General features: G+C 70.0%; 15 protein-coding genes. 3 read left to right on the top strand and 12 right to left on the bottom strand.

Annotated features, from left to right (window positions below):
- Positions 1-7 precede the first annotated feature (7 nt).
- Entirely contained in the window at positions 8-1,525 is a 1,518-nt protein-coding gene (locus ACFYSH_RS23845) for an alpha-N-arabinofuranosidase (RefSeq protein ID WP_359471086.1), read from the top strand.
- Positions 1,526-1,583: 58 nt separating this feature from the next.
- Here the strand turns inward: ACFYSH_RS23845 and ACFYSH_RS23840 are convergent, their stop codons facing one another.
- The 7 genes from ACFYSH_RS23840 to ACFYSH_RS23810 all read right to left on the bottom strand — a co-directional run bounded on the left by ACFYSH_RS23840 (position 1,584) and on the right by ACFYSH_RS23810 (position 10,157).
- A complete protein-coding gene (locus ACFYSH_RS23840; RefSeq protein WP_388755007.1) occupies positions 1,584-2,741 on the bottom strand; it encodes an aldose epimerase family protein in 1,158 nt (385 codons plus the stop codon).
- A 28-nt stretch (positions 2,742-2,769) separates the two neighbouring features.
- Positions 2,770-4,014, bottom strand: a complete 1,245-nt coding sequence (gene mmsB, locus ACFYSH_RS23835) for a multiple monosaccharide ABC transporter permease (protein ID WP_359471090.1) — start codon at positions 4,012-4,014, stop codon at positions 2,770-2,772.
- Positions 4,011-5,561 carry a multiple monosaccharide ABC transporter ATP-binding protein gene (mmsA, locus tag ACFYSH_RS23830; protein ID WP_359471092.1) on the bottom strand — a complete coding sequence of 517 codons (1,551 nt, stop codon included), beginning with the start codon at positions 5,559-5,561 and terminating at the stop codon, positions 4,011-4,013. Before mmsA ends, mmsB begins: the two co-directional genes overlap by 4 nt.
- A gap of 32 nt (positions 5,562-5,593) precedes the next feature.
- A complete protein-coding gene (gene chvE, locus ACFYSH_RS23825) occupies positions 5,594-6,703 on the bottom strand; it encodes a multiple monosaccharide ABC transporter substrate-binding protein (RefSeq protein ID WP_359471094.1) in 1,110 nt (369 codons plus the stop codon).
- A gap of 140 nt (positions 6,704-6,843) precedes the next feature.
- Complete coding sequence (locus ACFYSH_RS23820; RefSeq protein WP_359471096.1) at positions 6,844-7,827, bottom strand: hypothetical protein; 984 nt, start codon at positions 7,825-7,827, stop codon at positions 6,844-6,846.
- A gap of 159 nt (positions 7,828-7,986) precedes the next feature.
- Entirely contained in the window at positions 7,987-9,006 is a 1,020-nt protein-coding gene (locus ACFYSH_RS23815; protein ID WP_388755001.1) for a zinc-binding dehydrogenase, read from the bottom strand.
- The gene (locus tag ACFYSH_RS23810) at positions 9,003-10,157 is read right to left on the bottom strand and encodes a mandelate racemase/muconate lactonizing enzyme family protein (RefSeq protein ID WP_359471100.1); all 1,155 of its coding nucleotides are present in this window, start codon (positions 10,155-10,157) and stop codon (positions 9,003-9,005) included. The genes ACFYSH_RS23815 and ACFYSH_RS23810 overlap by 4 nt, the downstream gene beginning before the upstream one ends.
- A gap of 306 nt (positions 10,158-10,463) precedes the next feature.
- On the opposite strand from ACFYSH_RS23810, the gene ACFYSH_RS23805 reads away from it, so the two are divergent.
- Positions 10,464-11,258 (top strand): EI24 domain-containing protein, encoded by a 795-nt coding sequence (locus ACFYSH_RS23805; protein ID WP_359471102.1) that lies wholly within the window; start codon positions 10,464-10,466, stop codon positions 11,256-11,258.
- 31 nt (positions 11,259-11,289) lie between these two features.
- On the opposite strand, the gene ACFYSH_RS23800 is transcribed toward ACFYSH_RS23805, so the two are convergent.
- The 3 genes from ACFYSH_RS23800 to ACFYSH_RS23790 all read right to left on the bottom strand — a co-directional run bounded on the left by ACFYSH_RS23800 (position 11,290) and on the right by ACFYSH_RS23790 (position 15,246).
- Positions 11,290-13,215 carry a flavin monoamine oxidase family protein gene (locus ACFYSH_RS23800; RefSeq protein ID WP_388754997.1) on the bottom strand — a complete coding sequence of 642 codons (1,926 nt, stop codon included), beginning with the start codon at positions 13,213-13,215 and terminating at the stop codon, positions 11,290-11,292.
- Between the two features lie 112 nt (positions 13,216-13,327).
- On the bottom strand, positions 13,328-14,320 hold the full coding sequence (locus ACFYSH_RS23795) for an aldose epimerase family protein (RefSeq protein ID WP_359471104.1): 993 nt from the start codon (positions 14,318-14,320) through the stop codon (positions 13,328-13,330).
- Positions 14,321-14,331: 11 nt separating this feature from the next.
- The gene (locus tag ACFYSH_RS23790; protein ID WP_359471106.1) at positions 14,332-15,246 is read right to left on the bottom strand and encodes an SGNH/GDSL hydrolase family protein; all 915 of its coding nucleotides are present in this window, start codon (positions 15,244-15,246) and stop codon (positions 14,332-14,334) included.
- Positions 15,247-15,607: 361 nt separating this feature from the next.
- Here ACFYSH_RS23790 and ACFYSH_RS23785 point away from each other — a divergent pair, with 361 nt between their 5' ends.
- Positions 15,608-16,102 (top strand): DUF3145 domain-containing protein, encoded by a 495-nt coding sequence (locus tag ACFYSH_RS23785; RefSeq protein WP_359471108.1) that lies wholly within the window; start codon positions 15,608-15,610, stop codon positions 16,100-16,102.
- A 212-nt stretch (positions 16,103-16,314) separates the two neighbouring features.
- Here ACFYSH_RS23785 and fabF read toward each other — a convergent pair whose 3' ends face one another.
- Positions 16,315-17,577 (bottom strand): beta-ketoacyl-ACP synthase II, encoded by a 1,263-nt coding sequence (gene fabF, locus ACFYSH_RS23780; protein ID WP_359471110.1) that lies wholly within the window; start codon positions 17,575-17,577, stop codon positions 16,315-16,317.
- Positions 17,578-17,656: 79 nt separating this feature from the next.
- Positions 17,657-17,905 carry an acyl carrier protein gene (locus ACFYSH_RS23775; RefSeq protein WP_359471112.1) on the bottom strand — a complete coding sequence of 83 codons (249 nt, stop codon included), beginning with the start codon at positions 17,903-17,905 and terminating at the stop codon, positions 17,657-17,659.
- Between the last annotated feature and the right edge of the window lie 45 nt (positions 17,906-17,950).

Genomic DNA, 17,950 nt, shown 5'->3' with positions numbered 1-17,950 from the left:
GGAAGTCATGACCCGCACCGCGCGCTTCACCCTCGACCCGGCCTTCACCGTCGGTGACGTCGACCCCAGGCTCTTCGGCTCCTTCGTCGAGCACCTCGGCCGCTGTGTCTACGACGGCATATTCGAGCCCGGCCACCCGTCGGCGGACGACGCCGGACTGCGCACCGACGTCCTGGATCTCGTCCGCGAACTCGGTGTCACCGCCATCCGCTACCCCGGCGGCAACTTCGTCTCCGGCTACCGCTGGGAGGACAGCGTCGGCCCCGCCGACGAGCGCCCCCGCCGCCTCGACCTCGCCTGGCGCTCCACCGAGACGAATCGTTTCGGCCTCTCCGAGTACATCGACTTCCTCAGGAAGATAGGCCCGCGGGCCGAACCGATGCTCGCGGTCAACCTCGGCACCCGCGGCGTCCAGGAGGCCATCCAGCTCCAGGAGTACGCCAACCACCCCTCCGGCACCGAACTCTCCGACCGCCGCGCCGCCCACGGCGACAAGGACCCTTTCGGGATCAAGCTGTGGTGCCTGGGCAACGAGATGGACGGCCCGTGGCAGACCGGCCACAAGACCGCCGAGGAGTACGGCCGGCTGGCGGCCGAGACCGCGCGTGCGATGCGGCAGATCGACCCGTCCGTCCAGCTCGTCGCGTGCGGGTCCTCCAGCCGCGCCATGCCGACCTTCGCCGCCTGGGAGGCGACGGTCCTCGCCGAGACCTACGACCTCGTCGACTACGTCTCGCTGCACGCCTACTACGAGGAGACCGACGGCGACCGCGACTCCTTCCTCGCCTCGGCGGTGGACATGGAGTCCTTCATCGAGAGCGTCGTCGCGACCTGCGACCACGTGGGTGCGCGCCTGAAGTCCACGAAGAAGATCAACCTCTCCTTCGACGAGTGGAACGTCTGGTACTTGAGCCGCTACCAGAAGGACGCGGAGGAGAACCCCCTCGACTGGCCCGAGGCGCCCCGGCTGCTGGAGGACAACTACAGCGTCACCGACGCCGTCGTCTTCGGCAGCCTGCTCATCGCGCTGCTGCGCCACGCGGACCGGGTGACCGTGGCCTGTCTCGCCCAGCTGGTCAACGTGATCGCACCCATCATGACCGAGCCCGGCGGACCGGCCTGGCGGCAGACCACGTTCTTCCCCTTCGCGCAGGCCGCACGGTACGGGCAGGGACAGGTCCTGGACGTACGGGTGGACTCGCCCACCTACGGGACGGCGAAGTACGGCGAGACGGACCTGCTGCACGCCACCGCCGTACGGGACCCGGAGACGGGCGCCGTCACGGTCTTCGCCGTCAACCGCAGCCAGGACGCCGTGCTGCCGCTCGAAGTCGCCCTGACGGGGCTGGATCTGGCGCGGGTCGCCGAGCACCAGGTCGTCGCGGACGCCGACCCGGAGGCCCGTAACACCCTCGACGAGCCCGAGCGGGTCGTCCCGCATGCCGCCGAGGGCACCGTGCTCACCGACGGCACGCTGCGGGCGGCTCTGGAACCGCTGTCCTGGAACATGATCCGGCTGGTCTGACGACGACGGAAGGCGCCCTCCCCGCCGGGGGAGGGCGCCTTCCGTCGTAGGCAGGGGGTCAGCGTGCCGAGAAGGCGTGCACCGTCGTCGACCGGAAGGTCTCGCCCGGCCGCAGCACCGTCGAGGGGAACGACGGCTGGTTGGGGGAGTCCGGGAAGTGCTGGGACTCCAGGCAGAACGCGTCGCCCTGGCGGTAGACCCGTCCAGAGGTGCCGGTCAGGGTGCCGTCGAGGAAGTTGCCCGTGTAGACCTGCATGCCGGGCTCCGTCGTGTACATCTTCATCACCCGGCCGGAGGCGGGGTCCGTCACGGTCAGCGCGTACTCCGGGCGGGTCGTGATCCCCTTGTCCAGCGCGTAGTTGTGGTCGATCCCCTGCCCGTGACCGATCTGCTCGTGCGGGGTGCGTACCGCCTCCCCGATGGCCCGGGACCGCCGGAAGTCGAACGGTGTACGCGCCACCGGTGCGAGCTCACCCGTCGGGATGAGCGTCGCGCCGACCGGCGTGTAGCGCGCCGCCGCCAGCTCCAGCAGATGCCCGTCGACGCTCCCGCTGCCCTCGCCCGCCAGGTTGAAGTACGTGTGGCTGGTCAGGTTGAGGACGGTGGCCCGGTCCGTGGTCGCCGTGTAGTCGATGCGCCACTCGCCCCGGGAGGTGAGCGTGTAGACGACACGGACGGAGAGCGCGCCCGGGTAGCCGGCCTCGCCGTCCGGGCTGGTCCGGGTCAGGACCAGCCCGACGTCGCCGCGCGAGGTGAACGGCTCGACGGCCCAGACCCGCTTGTCGAAGCCCTGGTCCCCGCCGTGCAGGCTGTTCGGGCCGTCGTTGACGGGCAGTTGGTGCGTGGTCCCGTCGAGTGTGAAGCGCCCCTCGGCGATCCGGTTGCCGTACCGGCCGATCAGCCCGCCGAAGTACGGGGACTTCGCCACGTAGTCCGGCAGGTTGTCGAAGCCGAGCGACACGTTCGCCGTCCGGCCCCTGCGGTCGGCGGTCTCCAGGGACTGGACGACACCGCCCCAGGAGAGGACCTTCAGCCGGGTCCCGCCGTTGGCGAGGGTCCAGCGGTGCACCTTCGTCCCGTCGGCGAGCGTGCCGAAGAGCTCCTTGGACGGGGCCCGTCCGGTGACCGCGGCGTGCGCGGCCGGGGTGCCCGCCGCCACGGCCAGCCCGGTGACGGCCGTGGCCGCCAGGACGGTGCGTCTGCTGGTACCGGTCATGAAACAACTCCTCTGGTGGGAAGGTGTGTTACGAACCGACCTTGCGCTTGTTCCATACGTCGAAGCCGACCGCGGCCAGCAGGACGAGGCCCTTGATGACCTGCTGGTAGTCGGTGCCGATGCCGACGAGGTTCATCCCGTTGTTCAGCACGCCCAGGACCAGGCCACCGATGATCGCGCCGAGGACCGTGCCGACGCCGCCGCTCATCGACGCGCCGCCGATGAACGAGGCGGCGATGGCCTCGAGCTCGAAGTTGAGGCCCGCCTTGGGCGAAGCCGCGTTGAAGCGGGCGGCGAAGACCAGACCCGCCAGGGCCGCGAGCATGCCCATGTTGAGGAAGACCAGGAAGGTGACCTTCTTGTCCTTCACACCCGACAGCTTGGCCGCGGGCAGGTTGCCGCCGATGGCGTAGATGTGGCGGCCGATGATCGCGTTGCGCATCAGGTAGCCGAATCCGACGACCAGGACGCCGAGGATGAGCAGTACGACCGGGGCGCCCTTGTAGCTGGCGAGCAGCAGCGTGACGACGAGGACGGCCGAGACCAGGGCGACCAGCTTCAGCACGAACATCTTGGCCGGCAGCACCTCGAGGGCGAACTCCTGCTGCCGCTTGCGGTCGCGGACCTCCTGGATCACCACGAAGGCGATCAGGGCGAAGCCCAGCAGCAGGGTGAGGTTGTGGTAGTTGGTGTCCGGACCGACCTCGGGCAGGAAGCCGTTGGCTATCTCCTGCAGGTCCTTCGGGAAGGGGCCGAGGGTCTGGCCCTTCAGGAAGATCTCCGTCAGACCGCGGAAGAGCAGCATGCCCGCGAGGGTCACGATGAACGACGGTATGCCGAGATAGGCGATGAAGAAGCCCTGTACCGCGCCCGCGACGGCACCGATGGCCAGACACAGCACCACCGCGAGCGGCCAGGGAAGGTCGTGTTCGACCATCAGTACGGCGGCCATCGCGCCGATGAACGCGGTCAGCGAACCGACGGAGAGGTCGATGTGGCCCGCGATGATGACGAGCATCATGCCGATCGCGAGGATCAGGATGTAGCTGTTCTGCAGCACCAGGTTGGAGACGTTGCGCGGCAGCAGCAGGTCACCTTCCGACCACACCGCGAACAGCACCACGATCAGGCCGAGGGCCATCAGCATGCCGTACTGGCGCATGTTGCGGCGCATGCCGTCGAGCATCAGCTGCAGCATGCTGTCGCCGGAGGCCGATCCGCCTTTGCCGGGCGGCGTGGGGGCCGGGGTCTTGGCGGTCACATCCGTGCTCATCGTGTTACCTCTTTGTCCTTCGTCATCTGACGCATCAACGCTTCCTGCGAGGCCTCGGCCCGCGAGAACTCACCCGTCAGCCGTCCCGCGGCCATCGTGTAGATGCGGTCGCACATACCGAGCAGCTCCGGCAGCTCGGAGGAAATGAAGACGACCGCCTTGCCCTGGGCGGCCAGTTGGTCGATGACCGTGTAGATCTCGTACTTGGCGCCCACGTCGATGCCGCGCGTGGGTTCGTCCAGGATCAGCACCTCGGGCCCCGCGAAGATCCACTTGCTGAGGACGACCTTCTGCTGGTTGCCGCCGGACAGCTTGCCCACCGGCTCGAAGACGGTCGGCGCCTTGATGTTCATCGACGTGCGGAAGTCCTCGGCGACCTGCCGTTCCCCGTGCTCGTCGACCACACCCCGCCTGGCGACCTTGCCCAGCGCGGTCAGCGAGATGTTCCGGTTGATGGTGTCGATCAGGTTGAGGCCGTAGTGCTTGCGGTCCTCGGTGGCGTACGCGATGCCGTGCTTGATCGCCTCGGGGACGGACTTCGTGTGGATCTCGGTGCCGTCCCTGAGGACGGTGCCGCCCGCGTACCGGCCGTAGGAACGGCCGAAGACGCTCATCGCCAGCTCGGTGCGGCCGGCGCCCATGAGTCCGGCGATGCCGACGATCTCGCCGCGCCGCACCTCGATCGAGACGTCGTCGACGACCTTGCGCTGCTGGTCGATGGGGTGGTGCACAGTCCAGTTGCGGATCTCCAGGGCGGGCGCCGTCCCCTCCTCCGGGTGGTGCGGGGTGCGCTCGGGGAAGCGGTGTTCCAGGTCGCGGCCGACCATCCCGCTGATGATCCGGTCCTCGGTCGTCTCCGCCGCCTTCACGTCGAGCGTCTCGATGGAGTGCCCGTCGCGGATGATCGTGACCGAGTCGGCGACCCGGCGGATCTCGTTCAGCTTGTGCGAGATGATGATCGAGGTCATGCCCTGTTCCTTCAACGAGAGGATCAGGTCGAGGAGTTTGCCGCTGTCCTCGTCGTTGAGCGCCGCAGTCGGCTCGTCGAGGATGAGCAGCTTCACCTTCTTCGACAGCGCCTTGGCGATCTCCACCAGTTGCTGCTTGCCCACGCCGATGTCGGCGACCCGGGTCTCCGGGTGCTCGTCGAGACCGACCCGGCGCATCAGTTCCCCGGCGTGCCTGAGGGTGTCGTTCCAGTTGATCAGCCCGCGCTTGGCGTGCTCGTTGCCGAGGAAGATGTTCTCCGCGATGGAGAGGTACGGCACCAGCGCCAGCTCCTGGTGGATGATCACGATGCCGTTCTGCTCGCTGGCCCGGATGTCCTTGAACCGGCAGGTCTCGCCCTCGAAGAGGATGTCCCCCTCGTAGCTGCCGTGCGGATGGACACCGGAGAGCACCTTCATCAGGGTCGACTTGCCGGCGCCGTTCTCTCCGCAGATGGCGTGGACCTCGCCCTGGCGGACGGTCAGTGTGACGTCCGACAGCGCCTTCACACCGGGAAAGGTCTTGACGATCGAGCGCATTTCCAGGACGGGTCCCGCCATGGTTGTGCCTTCCAATCCTTGAGGGAGCCCGGTTACTTGAGGTCGTTCTCGGTGTAGTAGCCGCCGTCGACCAGGACTTCCTTGTAGTTGGACTCGTCGACGCTGACCGGCTGCAGGAGGAAGGCCGGGACGACCTTGGAACCGTTGTCGTAGGACTTGCTGTCGTTGACCTCGGGCTTCTTGTCGTTCAGGACGGCGTCGACCATGTTCGAGGCGGTCTTGGCGAGCTGGCGCAGGTCCTTGTAGACGGTCTGCGTCTGCTCGCCCGCGATGATCGACTTCACCGAGGCGACCTCGGCGTCCTGGCCCGTGACGACCGGCAACGGCTTGGCCGCCGTGCCGTAGCCGTCCGACTTCAGGGCGGAGAGGATGCCGATGGAGATGCCGTCGTACGGCGAGAGCACGGCGTCGACCCGCGTGCTGCGGTAGCTGGACGTCAGCAGGTCGTCCATGCGCCTCTGCGCGGTACCGCCGTCCCACCGCAGCGTGGTGACCTGGTTGAGGGCGGTCTGCTTGGACCGGACGACCAGTTCACCCTTGTCCACGTACGGCTGGAGGACGTTCATCGCGCCCTGGAAGAAGTACTTGGTGTTGTTGTCGTCGTTGGAACCGGCGAACAACTCGATGTTGAAGGGGCCCTTCTTGCCGTCCGCCAGGCCGAGCTGCTTCACGATGTACGTGCCCTGCAGCTCGCCGACCTTCTCGTTGTCGAACGAGGCGTAGTAGTCGACGTTCTCCGTGCCCAGGATCAGCCGGTCGTAGGAGATCACCGGGATGTCGGCGTCCTTGGCCTGCTGGAGCACGTTGTTGAGGGACTTGTTGTCGATCGCGGCCACGATCAGGGCGTCCACCCCCTGCGTGATCATGTTCTCGATCTGTGAGACCTGCTGATCCGTGTCGTCCTCGCCGTAGGCCAGCTTGGTCTCGTAACCCTTGGCCTTCAGTTCCTTGACGACGTTGGCGCCGTCGGCGATCCAGCGCTCGGAGGACTTGGTCGGCATCGCGATGCCGATGGTGCCGCCGTCGGCGCCACCCTTCTCCTCCTCGCTGCCTCCCTCGCCGCTCTGGCCGCAGGCGGTCAGGGCGAGAGCGAGGGTGGTGGCGGAGGCCATGGCGGCAAGTGCGGCTCTGCGGTTGCGCATAGTCATCATCCTTGATGGGGGAGCAGGGCTCGGTCCGGTGGCGCCGGCACGCCCGGAAAGCTGAGGGCGGGTCGACCGAGAACAGGTGTGTGGGATTGTGCGCGGCTGTGTCGTCTTTTGGGGAGAGAGTTTCCGGAACGTTATGACGAGATTCCGAACCTGTTGAGCGGGCCCGGAAGTCGGCTGCCGAGCGGCGCCATGCCGCCGTCCGCCCCGTGCCGCGCGAGCAGGTCCAGCGCCAGCCGGCCGCGCCGCACCCGCTCCCTGGCGGTGGCCAGCGCCAGATCGCGCAGGTGCCGGCCGTACGGGTAGATGCCGGGGGCCTTGGAGAGGCCGAACTTCAGATACAGCGGCGCGCCGCGCCGGACCAGTTCGGCGACCTCGTACATCCGTACATATCCGCCGAGGTCGTCCGGGGCCTCGATGTAGAGGTCCATCGGGGCCCGGGAGACCCGCCGGATCTCCGTGAACTGGGCGAGCGTCAGGTCGGACGGGATGTTGATCGAGTCGGCGCCGAGCTGCTCGAACACGGCGAACGAGGCCGGGTTCACCGGCCCGATGAGCGCCGACACCTTGAAGGTGGTGTCCGCGGGCAGCACGCCCTGCTCGCGCAGCCGGTGCAGGGTCCACAGCACGCCCTCGTCGGCCACGAGCAGGCACTTCACGCCCAGTGCGGTGGCGCGCAGGGCGTCCTCCACACAGCCGGCCAGGGCGTCGTGGCCACGGGAGCGCAGCCCGGCGCCGCCGGAGTCCGTACGGACGGACGCGCCGGTGTCCCAGGTGCCGCGCGGACCGGTGAAGAGGCAGAGCTCGATGTTCCGTTCGGCGCAGGCCCCCACCATCTCGGTGATCTCCGCGTCCGTCAGCATCCAGATGCCGCTGCCCTGGCTGATGCGGTGGACCGGCACGTCGAGCCTCGCGGACTCCTCGAGTACGACACCGAGAACCTCCGGGCCCTCCACGGACGGGACCTCGGTGCGCCAGCTCCCGCCGTCGGGGAAGGAGTGCGGGGAGGCGTCCGCGGGGGACAGGGGCGCCGGGCCGAGGCCGAGCCCGGTGAGTGCGGCGTCACCAGGGCGTCGGGCACCGGCGGCGCCGGGGGATGAGACGGGGGTGTCGTTCACGACTGGTCCTTCATGTTCGGTATTTCGGACGAGATTCGGATCTGGCGGCATGCGGATCTGGAGGCGTGCGGATCCGGCCGTATGCGGATCGTCGGTGGTGCGCCGGTACGGAGGTGGTCGGAACGCCGCCGTACCGGCGCACGGATCAGGTCGGGCCCGTCACGGCCGCAGCAGCACCTTCCCGGTTGCCGGGTCCCCGGACCCCACCAGCGCCACGGCCTCGGCGAACCGCTCCAGCGGGAACTCGTGGGTGATCAGGGGCGCCGGGTCGAGCAGTCCGGCCGTGAACGCCCGTACCGCGTAGGACCAGGCCGCCGAGGACGCGCCGAAGACGCTGCGCACGGTGAGCTGGCTCAGCGACAGGTGCACCGGGTCGATGCCGGCCGCGCCCGGGGTGAACATCCCGGTCAGCACCACCCGCCCGCCGCGCCGCGCCAGCAGGCACGCGTCGGCAGCGGTGGACGGTGCTCCGGCCGTCTCCACGACCAGGTCGTACCGGCCCCGCACCTCCTCGGCCTCCTCGGGCACCCGTGCCTCGCTCGCCCCGAAGTCCAGGGCCTGGGAGGCACGGCCCTCCCTCGGGTCGATCACGGTGAGCTCGGCGGGCGACACCGCCGCCAGCAGCTGTACCGCGAGCAGGCCGAGGGTGCCCGCGCCCAGTACGGCGATCCGCTCGCCCGGCTCGGGCGCCCCGGCCCGCATCGCCGCCGCGATCACGGCGGCGGGCTCCAGCAGGGCGGCGGCCCGCAGATCGGCGTCGTCGGCAAGCGGGTGCAGCAACCGCGCCGGGACCACCAGGTGGTCGGCGAACGCGCCGGGCCGGGTGAACCCGGTCTCGTCGTACCCCGCCGTGCACAGGGAGGTCTCCCCGTACCGGCACCGCTCGCAGCGCCCGCAGGCCCGGAAGCCCTCGGCGACCGTACGCCGGCCGGTCAGCGCGGGATCGACGCCCTCACCCACCGCGTCGACGGTCCCCGACCACTCGTGACCCGGCACCACGGGGTAGCGCACATAGGCCGGGTCGCGGTGGCCGTCGTACACCTCGCGGTCGCTCATGCAGATGCCGGCCGCCGCGACCCGCACCCTGACCTCACCGGGGCCCGGCTCCGGGAGCGGCCCCTCGGACAGCCGGTGGCTGCCGGGCCGCTCCACGGTCAACGAGCGTGACAGGGGCGTCACTTGGGCTGCCTCTTCTCCCAGCCGTCCGCCCACAGGTCGAACCGCGCCTGCTGCTGCGGGAATTCGGCCGCCGCGTCCACGTCCAGCTCCACGCCGAGCCCCGGGGCGTCGGAGAGCTCGAAGCAGCCGGTGGCGGGGTCGACCGTCGGGGCCCCCTTGACGACCTTCTTGATGTCCGCGTCCGCGAAGTCGTTGAAGTGCTCGAGGATCTTGAAGTTGGGGGTGCAGCCGGCGACCTGCAGGCTGGCCGCCGTCAGTACCGAACCCCCCACGTTGTGCGGGGCGATCAGCGTGTAGTGGGTCTCCGCGGTCGCCGCGAGCTTACGGGTCTCCAGGATGCCGCCGATGTGACCGACGTCCGGCTGGATGATGTCGACGGCCTGCGACTCGAAGAGCTCGCGGAACTCGATCCGGTCGTGGATGCGCTCGCCCGTCGCGATCGGCACGTCGACCTTCTCCGCGACCTTGCTCAGTGCCTTGAGGTTCTCCGGCGGCACCGGCTCCTCCAGCCAGGCCGGCGCGAACGGCGCCATCTCCCGGGCGATCCGCACCGCCGTCGACGGACTGAACCGCCCGTGCATCTCCAGCATCAGCTCGGTGTCAGGGCCGATGGCGTCCCGGACGGCCTCGATGAGGGACACGGCGTACCGGGTCTCCTCCTGGCCCAGCTCGAAGTGCCCCGTACCGAAGGGGTCGATCTTCAGCGCCCGGTAACCGCGCCCGACGACGCCCTGCGCCGCCTTGTGGTACGCCTCAGGGGTGCGCTCCGTGGTGTACCAGCCGTTGGCGTACGCCTTCACCCGGTCCGTGACCTTCCCGCCGAGCAGCTGCCAGACGGGGACGCCGAGCGCCTTCCCCTTGATGTCCCAGCAGGCCATCTCGATGACGGCGATACCGGACATCACGATCTCCCCGGCCCGCCCGTAGTCGCCGTACTTCATGCGGCGGACGAGGTCCTCGACGGCGAACGGGTCCGAGCCGGCGATGTGGTTGGCCGACGCCTCGCGCAGATAGCCGAGCAGCGCGTCCGTGCGGCCCAGCATGCGGGTCTCACCGACCCCGGTGAGGCCCTCATCGGTGTGGACCTGGACATACGTGAGGTTGCGCCAGGGTGTGCCGACGACATGCGTGCTGATTCCGGTGATGCGCACGGGTGTTGCCTCTCCACGTGTTCGGTATTTCGTCGCTCGTTCGAAATGCTGGCGTGACGGTAATGACGGGCCAGGGGACGTGTCAATGGCTGAGGGCCGTCCCGTTGTCCCCGGCGGGCGCACGACGACAGCCGAGGCACCTCGCCGCGTCGTCGGAACGCCCGCATACTCCCCCGAGGCATCGCCCGGGGAGATACCCCCGCCCGTATGCGGATGGCCCTCCGCGCCACGACGCACCGCGTCCGACGCCGTGCGCTGATCCACCGGGGATGACGGGACAGCCCTCAGCGCAAGTACGCTGACGTCATGAGTGATCTCGGGGCGGGTTTCAGTTACTTGATCAAGGGCCAGCGCTGGGCCTTCGGGCACGGCCGGTGGTTCGGCTTCGGCCTGCTCCCCGCGCTGATCACTCTGGTCGTCTACGCGGGCGCGCTCGTCGGACTGGGCTACGGCGCCGACGACTTCGTCGGCTGGGCCACCCCGTTCGCCGACGACTGGTCCTCACCCTGGCTGGGGCTCCTGCGCAACACGCTGGTCGTCCTTGTCTTCGCATTCGGGGCGTTCCTCGCGGTCATCACGTTCACCGCGGCGACCCTGCTGGTCGGCCAGCCGTTCTACGAGTCGCTCTCCGAGGAGGTCGACCGCAGCGAGGGCGGCGAGGTGCCCGAGTCGGGCCTGCCGCTCTGGCGCGAACTGTGGATCTCCGCCCGCGACTCCGTCCGCATCCTGTTGCGCGTCGCGCTGTACGGGGTGGTGCTCTTCGCCCTCGGGTTCATCCCCGTCATCGGTCAGACGGTGATCCCCGTCCTCGGTTTCTGCGTCACCGGCTACTTCCTCGCCGAGGAGCTCACCGCCGTCGCCCTCCAGCGCCGCGGCATGGTCCTCAAGGACCGCCTCGTGCTGCTGCGCGGGCGCCGCATGATGGTCCTCGGCTTCGGCGTCCCCCTCGCGCTCGCCTTCCTCGTCCCGTTCGTCGCGGTGCTGCTGATGCCGGGCGCCGTCGCCGGGGCCACACTGCTGGCCCGTGACCTGACGGCGACGCCCGGGACCGGCCCCGCCGCGGCGCCCGCGCCTGAGCCCTACACCCTGCACAAGGACTGAGCGGGCCGCCGGTCCTGCGGCCCGCCACCGGTCAGCCGCTGTGGACCTCCAGGGCGGTCCTGACCGCGGACTCCAGGGCGCCCTCGATCCAGGCCGGCTTGACGGACGTGTGGCAGCCGGCGAAGTGCAGCGGCCCCTCCGGGGTGCGGACATCGGGGAACAGCTCGGTGTGCTGCCCGGGAAGCAGTACCGACGCCTCCCCGTACGCGTACGGGTCACGCATCCAGGACTGGGTGCGGCCCACACCCGTGTAGAACACCTCGACGCGCTGCCCGTACACGTCCTGGACACCGCCCAGGGTGCGCGGGTAGCGCTCGTCGTCGTCCAGCGAGTCCCACTTCAGGGCGTCGTCGGCCCAGCTGTACGAGGCGAGCAGTACCCCGCCCCTGCTGCCCTCGACCGGGTGCGAGGGCTGGTACATGAACCGGTTGGCGTTGTCCGTCACCGAGCCGCCGCCGATGACGTGTGCCGCCTCCGGCTGGTTACGGGCGGTGGCCCGGCAAGCGGCGTAGTGCACCCGCTGGTTGGCCGGGATGTGACCGCGCGGCACGGAGGGGTGCGCGCCCAGCAGCGAGCCGTCGGCCGGGGCCCTGCCCAGCCGGTAGGCGTCGTACAGACCGGGGCGTACGGCCTCCAGCTCCCGCTTCCAGTCCGCCTCGTCGAACTCCCACCAGCGGCGGCTGAACTCGAGCAGCACCTTGGTCGCCGCGTCGTAGTGGACCTCGGTGATCGCCCGCCGCTTGCCGTACGAGAGCGCGGGCGTCACCGGGATGTGCCGCAGCCCGGAGAAGGGCACGGTGATGATCGCCCGGTCACCGGTGAAGGTCTCCCGGACCACCGGGCCGCCCCGGCCCTCGGAGACCGTCTCGACCCGCACACCGTCCTTGGTGTGGCTGATCCGGGTGGCCCGGCGGTCCAGGTGCACCAGGTCCTTCACCTGCGCGTACATCGCGTCGGCGAGGGTCGCGGTGCCGTCGGGCAGCTCGAAGAAGGAAGTGGCCGGGCTGATCAGCGAGGCCCCGATGAAGCTGTGCAGGAAGGCGAGGTGGAGCCGCGAGGTCATGTTCTCGACGGTGCCGATGAGATCGATGGTGCGCTCGTCGAGCTTGGCCGCCTCGGTCAGATAGCGGTACATCGACCAGTGCCCGTACCGCTGGAGCACCGTCGCCCAGCCCTCGACCAGGGCGCTGCCCTCCTTGCCCTCGATCTCCTCGCGCACCGGGGCGAAGGCGTTCCGCACGATCCGGGAGGCCGGGATGTTCTCGTAAGCCGCGGGCACGTGGAAGGAGCGGTTCACGGCCTGCGGCTTCACGGCGTAGTCGGCACGGCGCACGCGGACGCCGTTGACGTGGATCCAGGTGCGGTTGGCGGGGCGCCCCTCGCCGTCCACGTCGACCAGGTGGAAGCGGCGGGTCTTCAGCCCGAGACGGGCCATCAGCCCGGTGACCAGCGGATGACTGTCCGGGATGCGCATCGCACCGGCCTCGGCGTACTGCTTCGGGTCGGCGAAGGGCGGCTCGGACTGCTCGTGCCCGCCGGCCCGGAAGGTCTTGATGCGGCCGCCGACGCGGTTGCCGTTGGCCTCGATCACGGTGACCTCGTGACCGGCGTCCCGGAGGAGCCGCGCCGCGGTGAGCCCGGCCGGCCCCGCGCCGACGACCAGCACCTTCCTGCGCGCGGCCCGGGTGCGGGGCAGGCCCTTGCCCAGCAGGACCTCGCGGTAACGGGGGATCAGGTCACGGTTGTCCTCGTCACGTACGAGGATGGCGCGGGCGACCGTGAGAGCGGCCTCCCGGTCGGATCCGGACGCTGCTCCCGGCGCGGCTGCCGCGGCGCGGGGCGCCGCGGTGGACCCGGTGGCGCTCGTCATGGCGAGCGCCGCGGCGCCGGCGGTGGCGCCCGCGATCACCGCACGGCGGGAGGTGAGGGCGGGTGACGTCTCATCAGGTGTGATCATGGCGATCAGCCTGGTGTGCCGCACCCGGAGGACGCGCGGGATCGGCGGCGAATCACCCGCCGGTGATCCAGGCGGGCTCGTGTTGACGCGGATCGTCGCGCCGGGGTGGCTGTCAGCGCACCGAGAAGCCGTACACCGTCGTGGACGCGAACTCCTCGCCCGGCCGCAGCACCGTGCTCGGGAAATCCGGGTGGTTCGGCGAGTCGGGGAAGTGCTGCGTCTCCAGCGCGATCCCGGCGCACGACACGAACGGGCCCCCGCCGAGGTGATCGGCGGTGTACAGCTGGAGTCCGGGTTCCGTCGTACGGACCGTCAGCAGACGACCCGAGGCGGGGTCGTACAACTCGGCGACCGGATCCCCTCCGGTCTCCTCCAGCACGTAGTTGGTGTCGTAGCCGGGGCCCACCGGCTTCGGCTCCCGGAAGTCGAACCGGGTCCCCTCCACCGGCAGAAACTCGCCCGTGGGGATCGACTCCGCGTCGCCCGGCGTGATCCGCCCGGCCGCGAGCCGCAGTTCGTGCCCGAGGGCGCTCCCGCTCTCCGCGCCGGCCAGGTTCCAGTACGTGTGGTTCGTCAGGTTCACCACGGTCGGCGCGTCCGTCGTCGCCCGGTAGGTGATCCGCAGCGCGCCGTCCTCGTCCAGGGTGTACGCCACCGACACCGCCAGCCGCCCTGGGAAGCCCTCCTCGCCGTCCTCGGCGACCAGGGAGAGCCGCACACCGTCCGGCACCTCCTCGGCGTCCCACACCCGCTTGTCGAAGCCGCGCTCACCACCGTGCAGGGTGTTGCGGCCCTCGTTCCTCGTCACCCGGTGGGTACGCCCGTCCAGGACGAAGGAACCGCCCGCGATCCGGTTCGCGTACCGGCCGACCACCGCGCCGAAGTAGGGGCCGGTGTACGTCTCGTACCCCTTGACGTCCGGCAGCCCCAGAGCCACCTCGGCCCGGCTGCCGTCCCTTCCGGGGACCACGACGGACTGCACCACGGCGCCGTACGTCAGGACCCGCACCCGGACGCCCGCGCGCTCCAGGGTCCAGCGCCGGACCGGCGCACCGTCGCCGAGCGTGGAGAAGTCTTCGCTGTGTACCGCTGCACCCGTCGTCATGATCACCGACTTTACGCGGGCGGCCCGGACGCCGTGACGTTGCGGTAAGCGATTTCTGCCAGCCTGGCCTGGCCGTCGCGGCCGGGATGGAACCAGTCCCACTGGCTGAGCTGCTCACCGGTGAACCGGTAGTCGAACACCGCCCCGCCGTCGTAGCGGCAGCGCTCGTCCCCCTCACAGACCTCCCGCAGCACCTCGTTGTACGCGACGACCCGCTTCCGCACCGTGTCGCGCCGGGCGACGGCCGCGGCCCCCATGTCGTCGGCGTCGCCCAGCATCGACCGGCAGATCCCCAGCTCCCAGATCTGCTTGCCCAGCGGATTCTCCCGCCCGGTCGACCAGAGCCGCTTGAGGTCGGGGACGCTGGACACGTACACCTGTGCCTTCGGGGCCGCGGCGCGCAACTGCCGCATCGACGCCTCGAAGGACGCCCGGAAGTCGGCCTCCGGCGTCATCAGCGCGACCGTGTCACGGCAGGCGTCGTTCGCGCCGATCATCACCGTGACCAGCTCCGGTTCCTCCTGCGCCGCCAGCGCCATCTGCTCCGGCAACTGCGCCATCCTGGCGCCCGACACGGCGTGGTTCCAGCTGTGCGAGGCGGCCTTCGACGGGCCCAGGATGCGTACGGCGAGGCTCCGCACCCCGCTGTCGCTCCCGGTCGCCCAGGACACCTCGGGGCAGTCGGCCAGCACCGAACAGGCGTCGAAACCCCGGGTGATGGAGTCCCCGACGGCGGCGATGGACGCGGGGCTCGCGTCCCACAGCGGCGTCGGCGAGGGGGAGGGGCTCCGGGCGCCCGCGGTGCTCCGCGCGGTCGGGCCTCCGTCGGAGGTGCAGCCTGCGAGTGCGGTGGCGCCCACGGCCGCGACCGCCGTCAGAGTGACTGCGGCCCCTCGGACACGGCGACGTGACGAACGCTCGGACATCCCTGTTTCTCCTCCGGCCACACGGGTGATCGTGCCCCTGGCACAACCGGACAGCCCCAGGTGGCGGGCCTTCACGCCCTCGCAGGTGAATGCTCTGCGAATCATGGCCCCGGGACTGACCGTACGTCACACGCCCGGCCCCGGGGCACGGTAGCTTTTCCCCGTCGGACCAGTGACGCCCGCCCGGTCCGCGACACATCAGCGGGTCCGGTAAGTTAGCTCACGTCACATACTGTCCCTTTTCAGGAGATTCCCTCCCGATGCTGTTTACTGATGACAACCTCGGGAGCCGGCCGAAAAGAGACGGTACGGGCGCGAGGCTGCTGGAGAAGGCGAACCTCGTCCCACACTGGAGGTCCCGGTGACGACACGTGGAGTCCTTTACGTTCACTCCGCACCGCGCGCGCTGTGCCCGCATGTCGAATGGGCGGTAGCGGGTGTACTCGGTGTGCGGGCCCAGCTGGACTGGACCAGACAGCCGGCCGCCCCGGGCACCTGGCGGTCGGAAGTCTCCTGGAAGGGCCGTACGGGGACGGCCTCGGAGCTGGCTTCGGCCCTACGCGGCTGGGACCTGCTGCGCTTCGAGGTGACGGCGGAACCGTGCCCCACGGCGGAGGGTGAGCGCTACAGCTCCACGCCGGGCCTCGGCATCTTCCACGCCGTCACGGGCATGCACGGCGACATCCTGGTCCCGGAGGACCGGCTGAGGGCGGCGCTGGCGCGGTCCCTGAACGGCGAGACGGACCTGGAGGCCGAGGTGGCCAAGCTCCTGGGCAAGCCGTGGGACGACGAGCTGGAGTCCTTCCGGCACGCGGGCGAGGGCGCACCGGTGCGATGGCTGCACCAGGTGGTGTGACGGGCCCGGCCCGGACCCGGCGTCCCTGTGTGTGCTGAAACGTTGCCCTCGTGGGTCCGGCCGACCTCAGCCATGCCGCTCTCCTCGTGGCGCAGGAGGCGCGCTCCGGCCTCGCCGGCGTGTGAGGGTGCCGGGAGCCCCGGAAACGGCCCGCACGGCGCGGAAGGCCCGCCTCCCCAGGGGGAAGCGGGCCTCGTGGCAGGGGTGGCTGGTCAGACCGAGCGGAAGGCCAGCACCACGTTGTGGCCGCCGAAGCCGAACGAGTTGTTGATCGCGGCGATCGGCCCCTCCGGCAGCGCCCGCGGCTCACCGCGCACGACGTCCGCGTCGACCGCCTCGTCGAGGTCGTCGATGTTGATCGTGGGCGGCGCCATCCGGTTGTGCAGCGCCAGGACCGTCGCCACGGTCTCGATACCGCCCGCGCCACCCAGCAGGTGACCCGTCATGGACTTCGTGGCGGAGATCGCGACATGGTCCAGGTCGTCGCCCAGCACCGCACGCAGCGCCTTGATCTCCGCGACGTCGCCCTGCGGCGTGGACGTGGCGTGCGCGTTCAGGTGCACGACCTCCGACGGCTTCAGGTCCGTGGAGTCCAGCAGGTTCTGCATCGCGGCGGCGATCCCTCGCCCGGTGGGCTCGGGCTGCGCGATGTGGTGGGCGTCGGCGGACAGGCCCTGGCCGAGCACCTCGCAGTAGACCTTGGCGCCCCGCGCGGCCGCGTGCTCCGCGGACTCCAGGATCACGACGCCGGCGCCCTCGCCGAGGACGAAGCCGTCGCGGCCCGTGTCGTAGGGACGCGAGGCCTTCTCGGGCTCGTCGTTGCTCTTGGACATCGCCATCATGTTGGCGAACGCCGCGATCGGCAGCGGGTGGATGGCCGCCTCCGTGCCACCGGCGACGACCACGTCGGCGCGGCCGGTGCGGATCATCTCGACGGCGTAACCGATGGCCTCGGCACCCGACGCGCACGCGGAGACCGGGGTGTGGACACCGGCCTGGGCGTTGACCTCCAGGCCGACGTTGGCCGCCGGACCGTTGGGCATGAGCATGGGAACGGTGTGCGGGGAGACGCGGCGTACGCCCTTCTCCTTCAGCACGTCGTACTGGTCGAGCAGGGTGATCACGCCGCCGATACCGGAGGCGATGACCGAGCCCAGACGCTCGGGCTGGATCTTCTCGTCCTCGCCGGCCTTGCCGGTGAAACCGGCGTCGGCCCACGCCTCGCGGGCGGCGATCAGCGCGAACTGCGCCGAGCGGTCCAGCTTGCGGGCGAGGGGGCGGGGAAGGACGTCACCCGGGTCGACAGCCGCGAGGGCGGCGATCCGGACGGGCAGTTCGGCGAAACGTTCGCCCTCGAGAGGCTTGACGCCGGACCGGCCGGCCATCAGACCTTCCCAGGTCGATGCGGAGTCGCCACCCAGCGGAGTGGTTGCGCCGATACCGGTGACGACCACGGTGCGATTGGTCGGGCTCACTGGAAAATCTTCTCCACGTGTAGAGGGTCGTGAATCAGCGGCGCCACCGCCGGGTGGCGACACACAGGACGAACTGGGATCAGTTCTGGTGCTTCAGGATGTAGTCGGCGGCGTCGCCGACCGTCTTGAGGTTCTTGACGTCCTCGTCGGGGATCTTGACGTCGAAGCGCTCTTCGGCGGCGACGACGACCTCGACCATGGACAGCGAGTCGACGTCCAGGTCGTCGGTGAAGGACTTGTCCAGCTGGACGTCCTCGACCGGGATACCGGCGATCTCGTTGACGATCTCGGCGAGACCGGTGACGATCTCTTCCTGAGTGGCGGCCATGTTGGCGCTCCTTCGATGTGTTTCTGCAGGGTTCGGGCAGGTGGA

The organism is Streptomyces sp. NPDC005791 (genome assembly GCF_042871485.1).
Lineage (GTDB): Bacteria > Actinomycetota > Actinomycetes > Streptomycetales > Streptomycetaceae > Streptomyces.
This window is presented reverse-complemented; position numbering and strand designations above follow the sequence as displayed.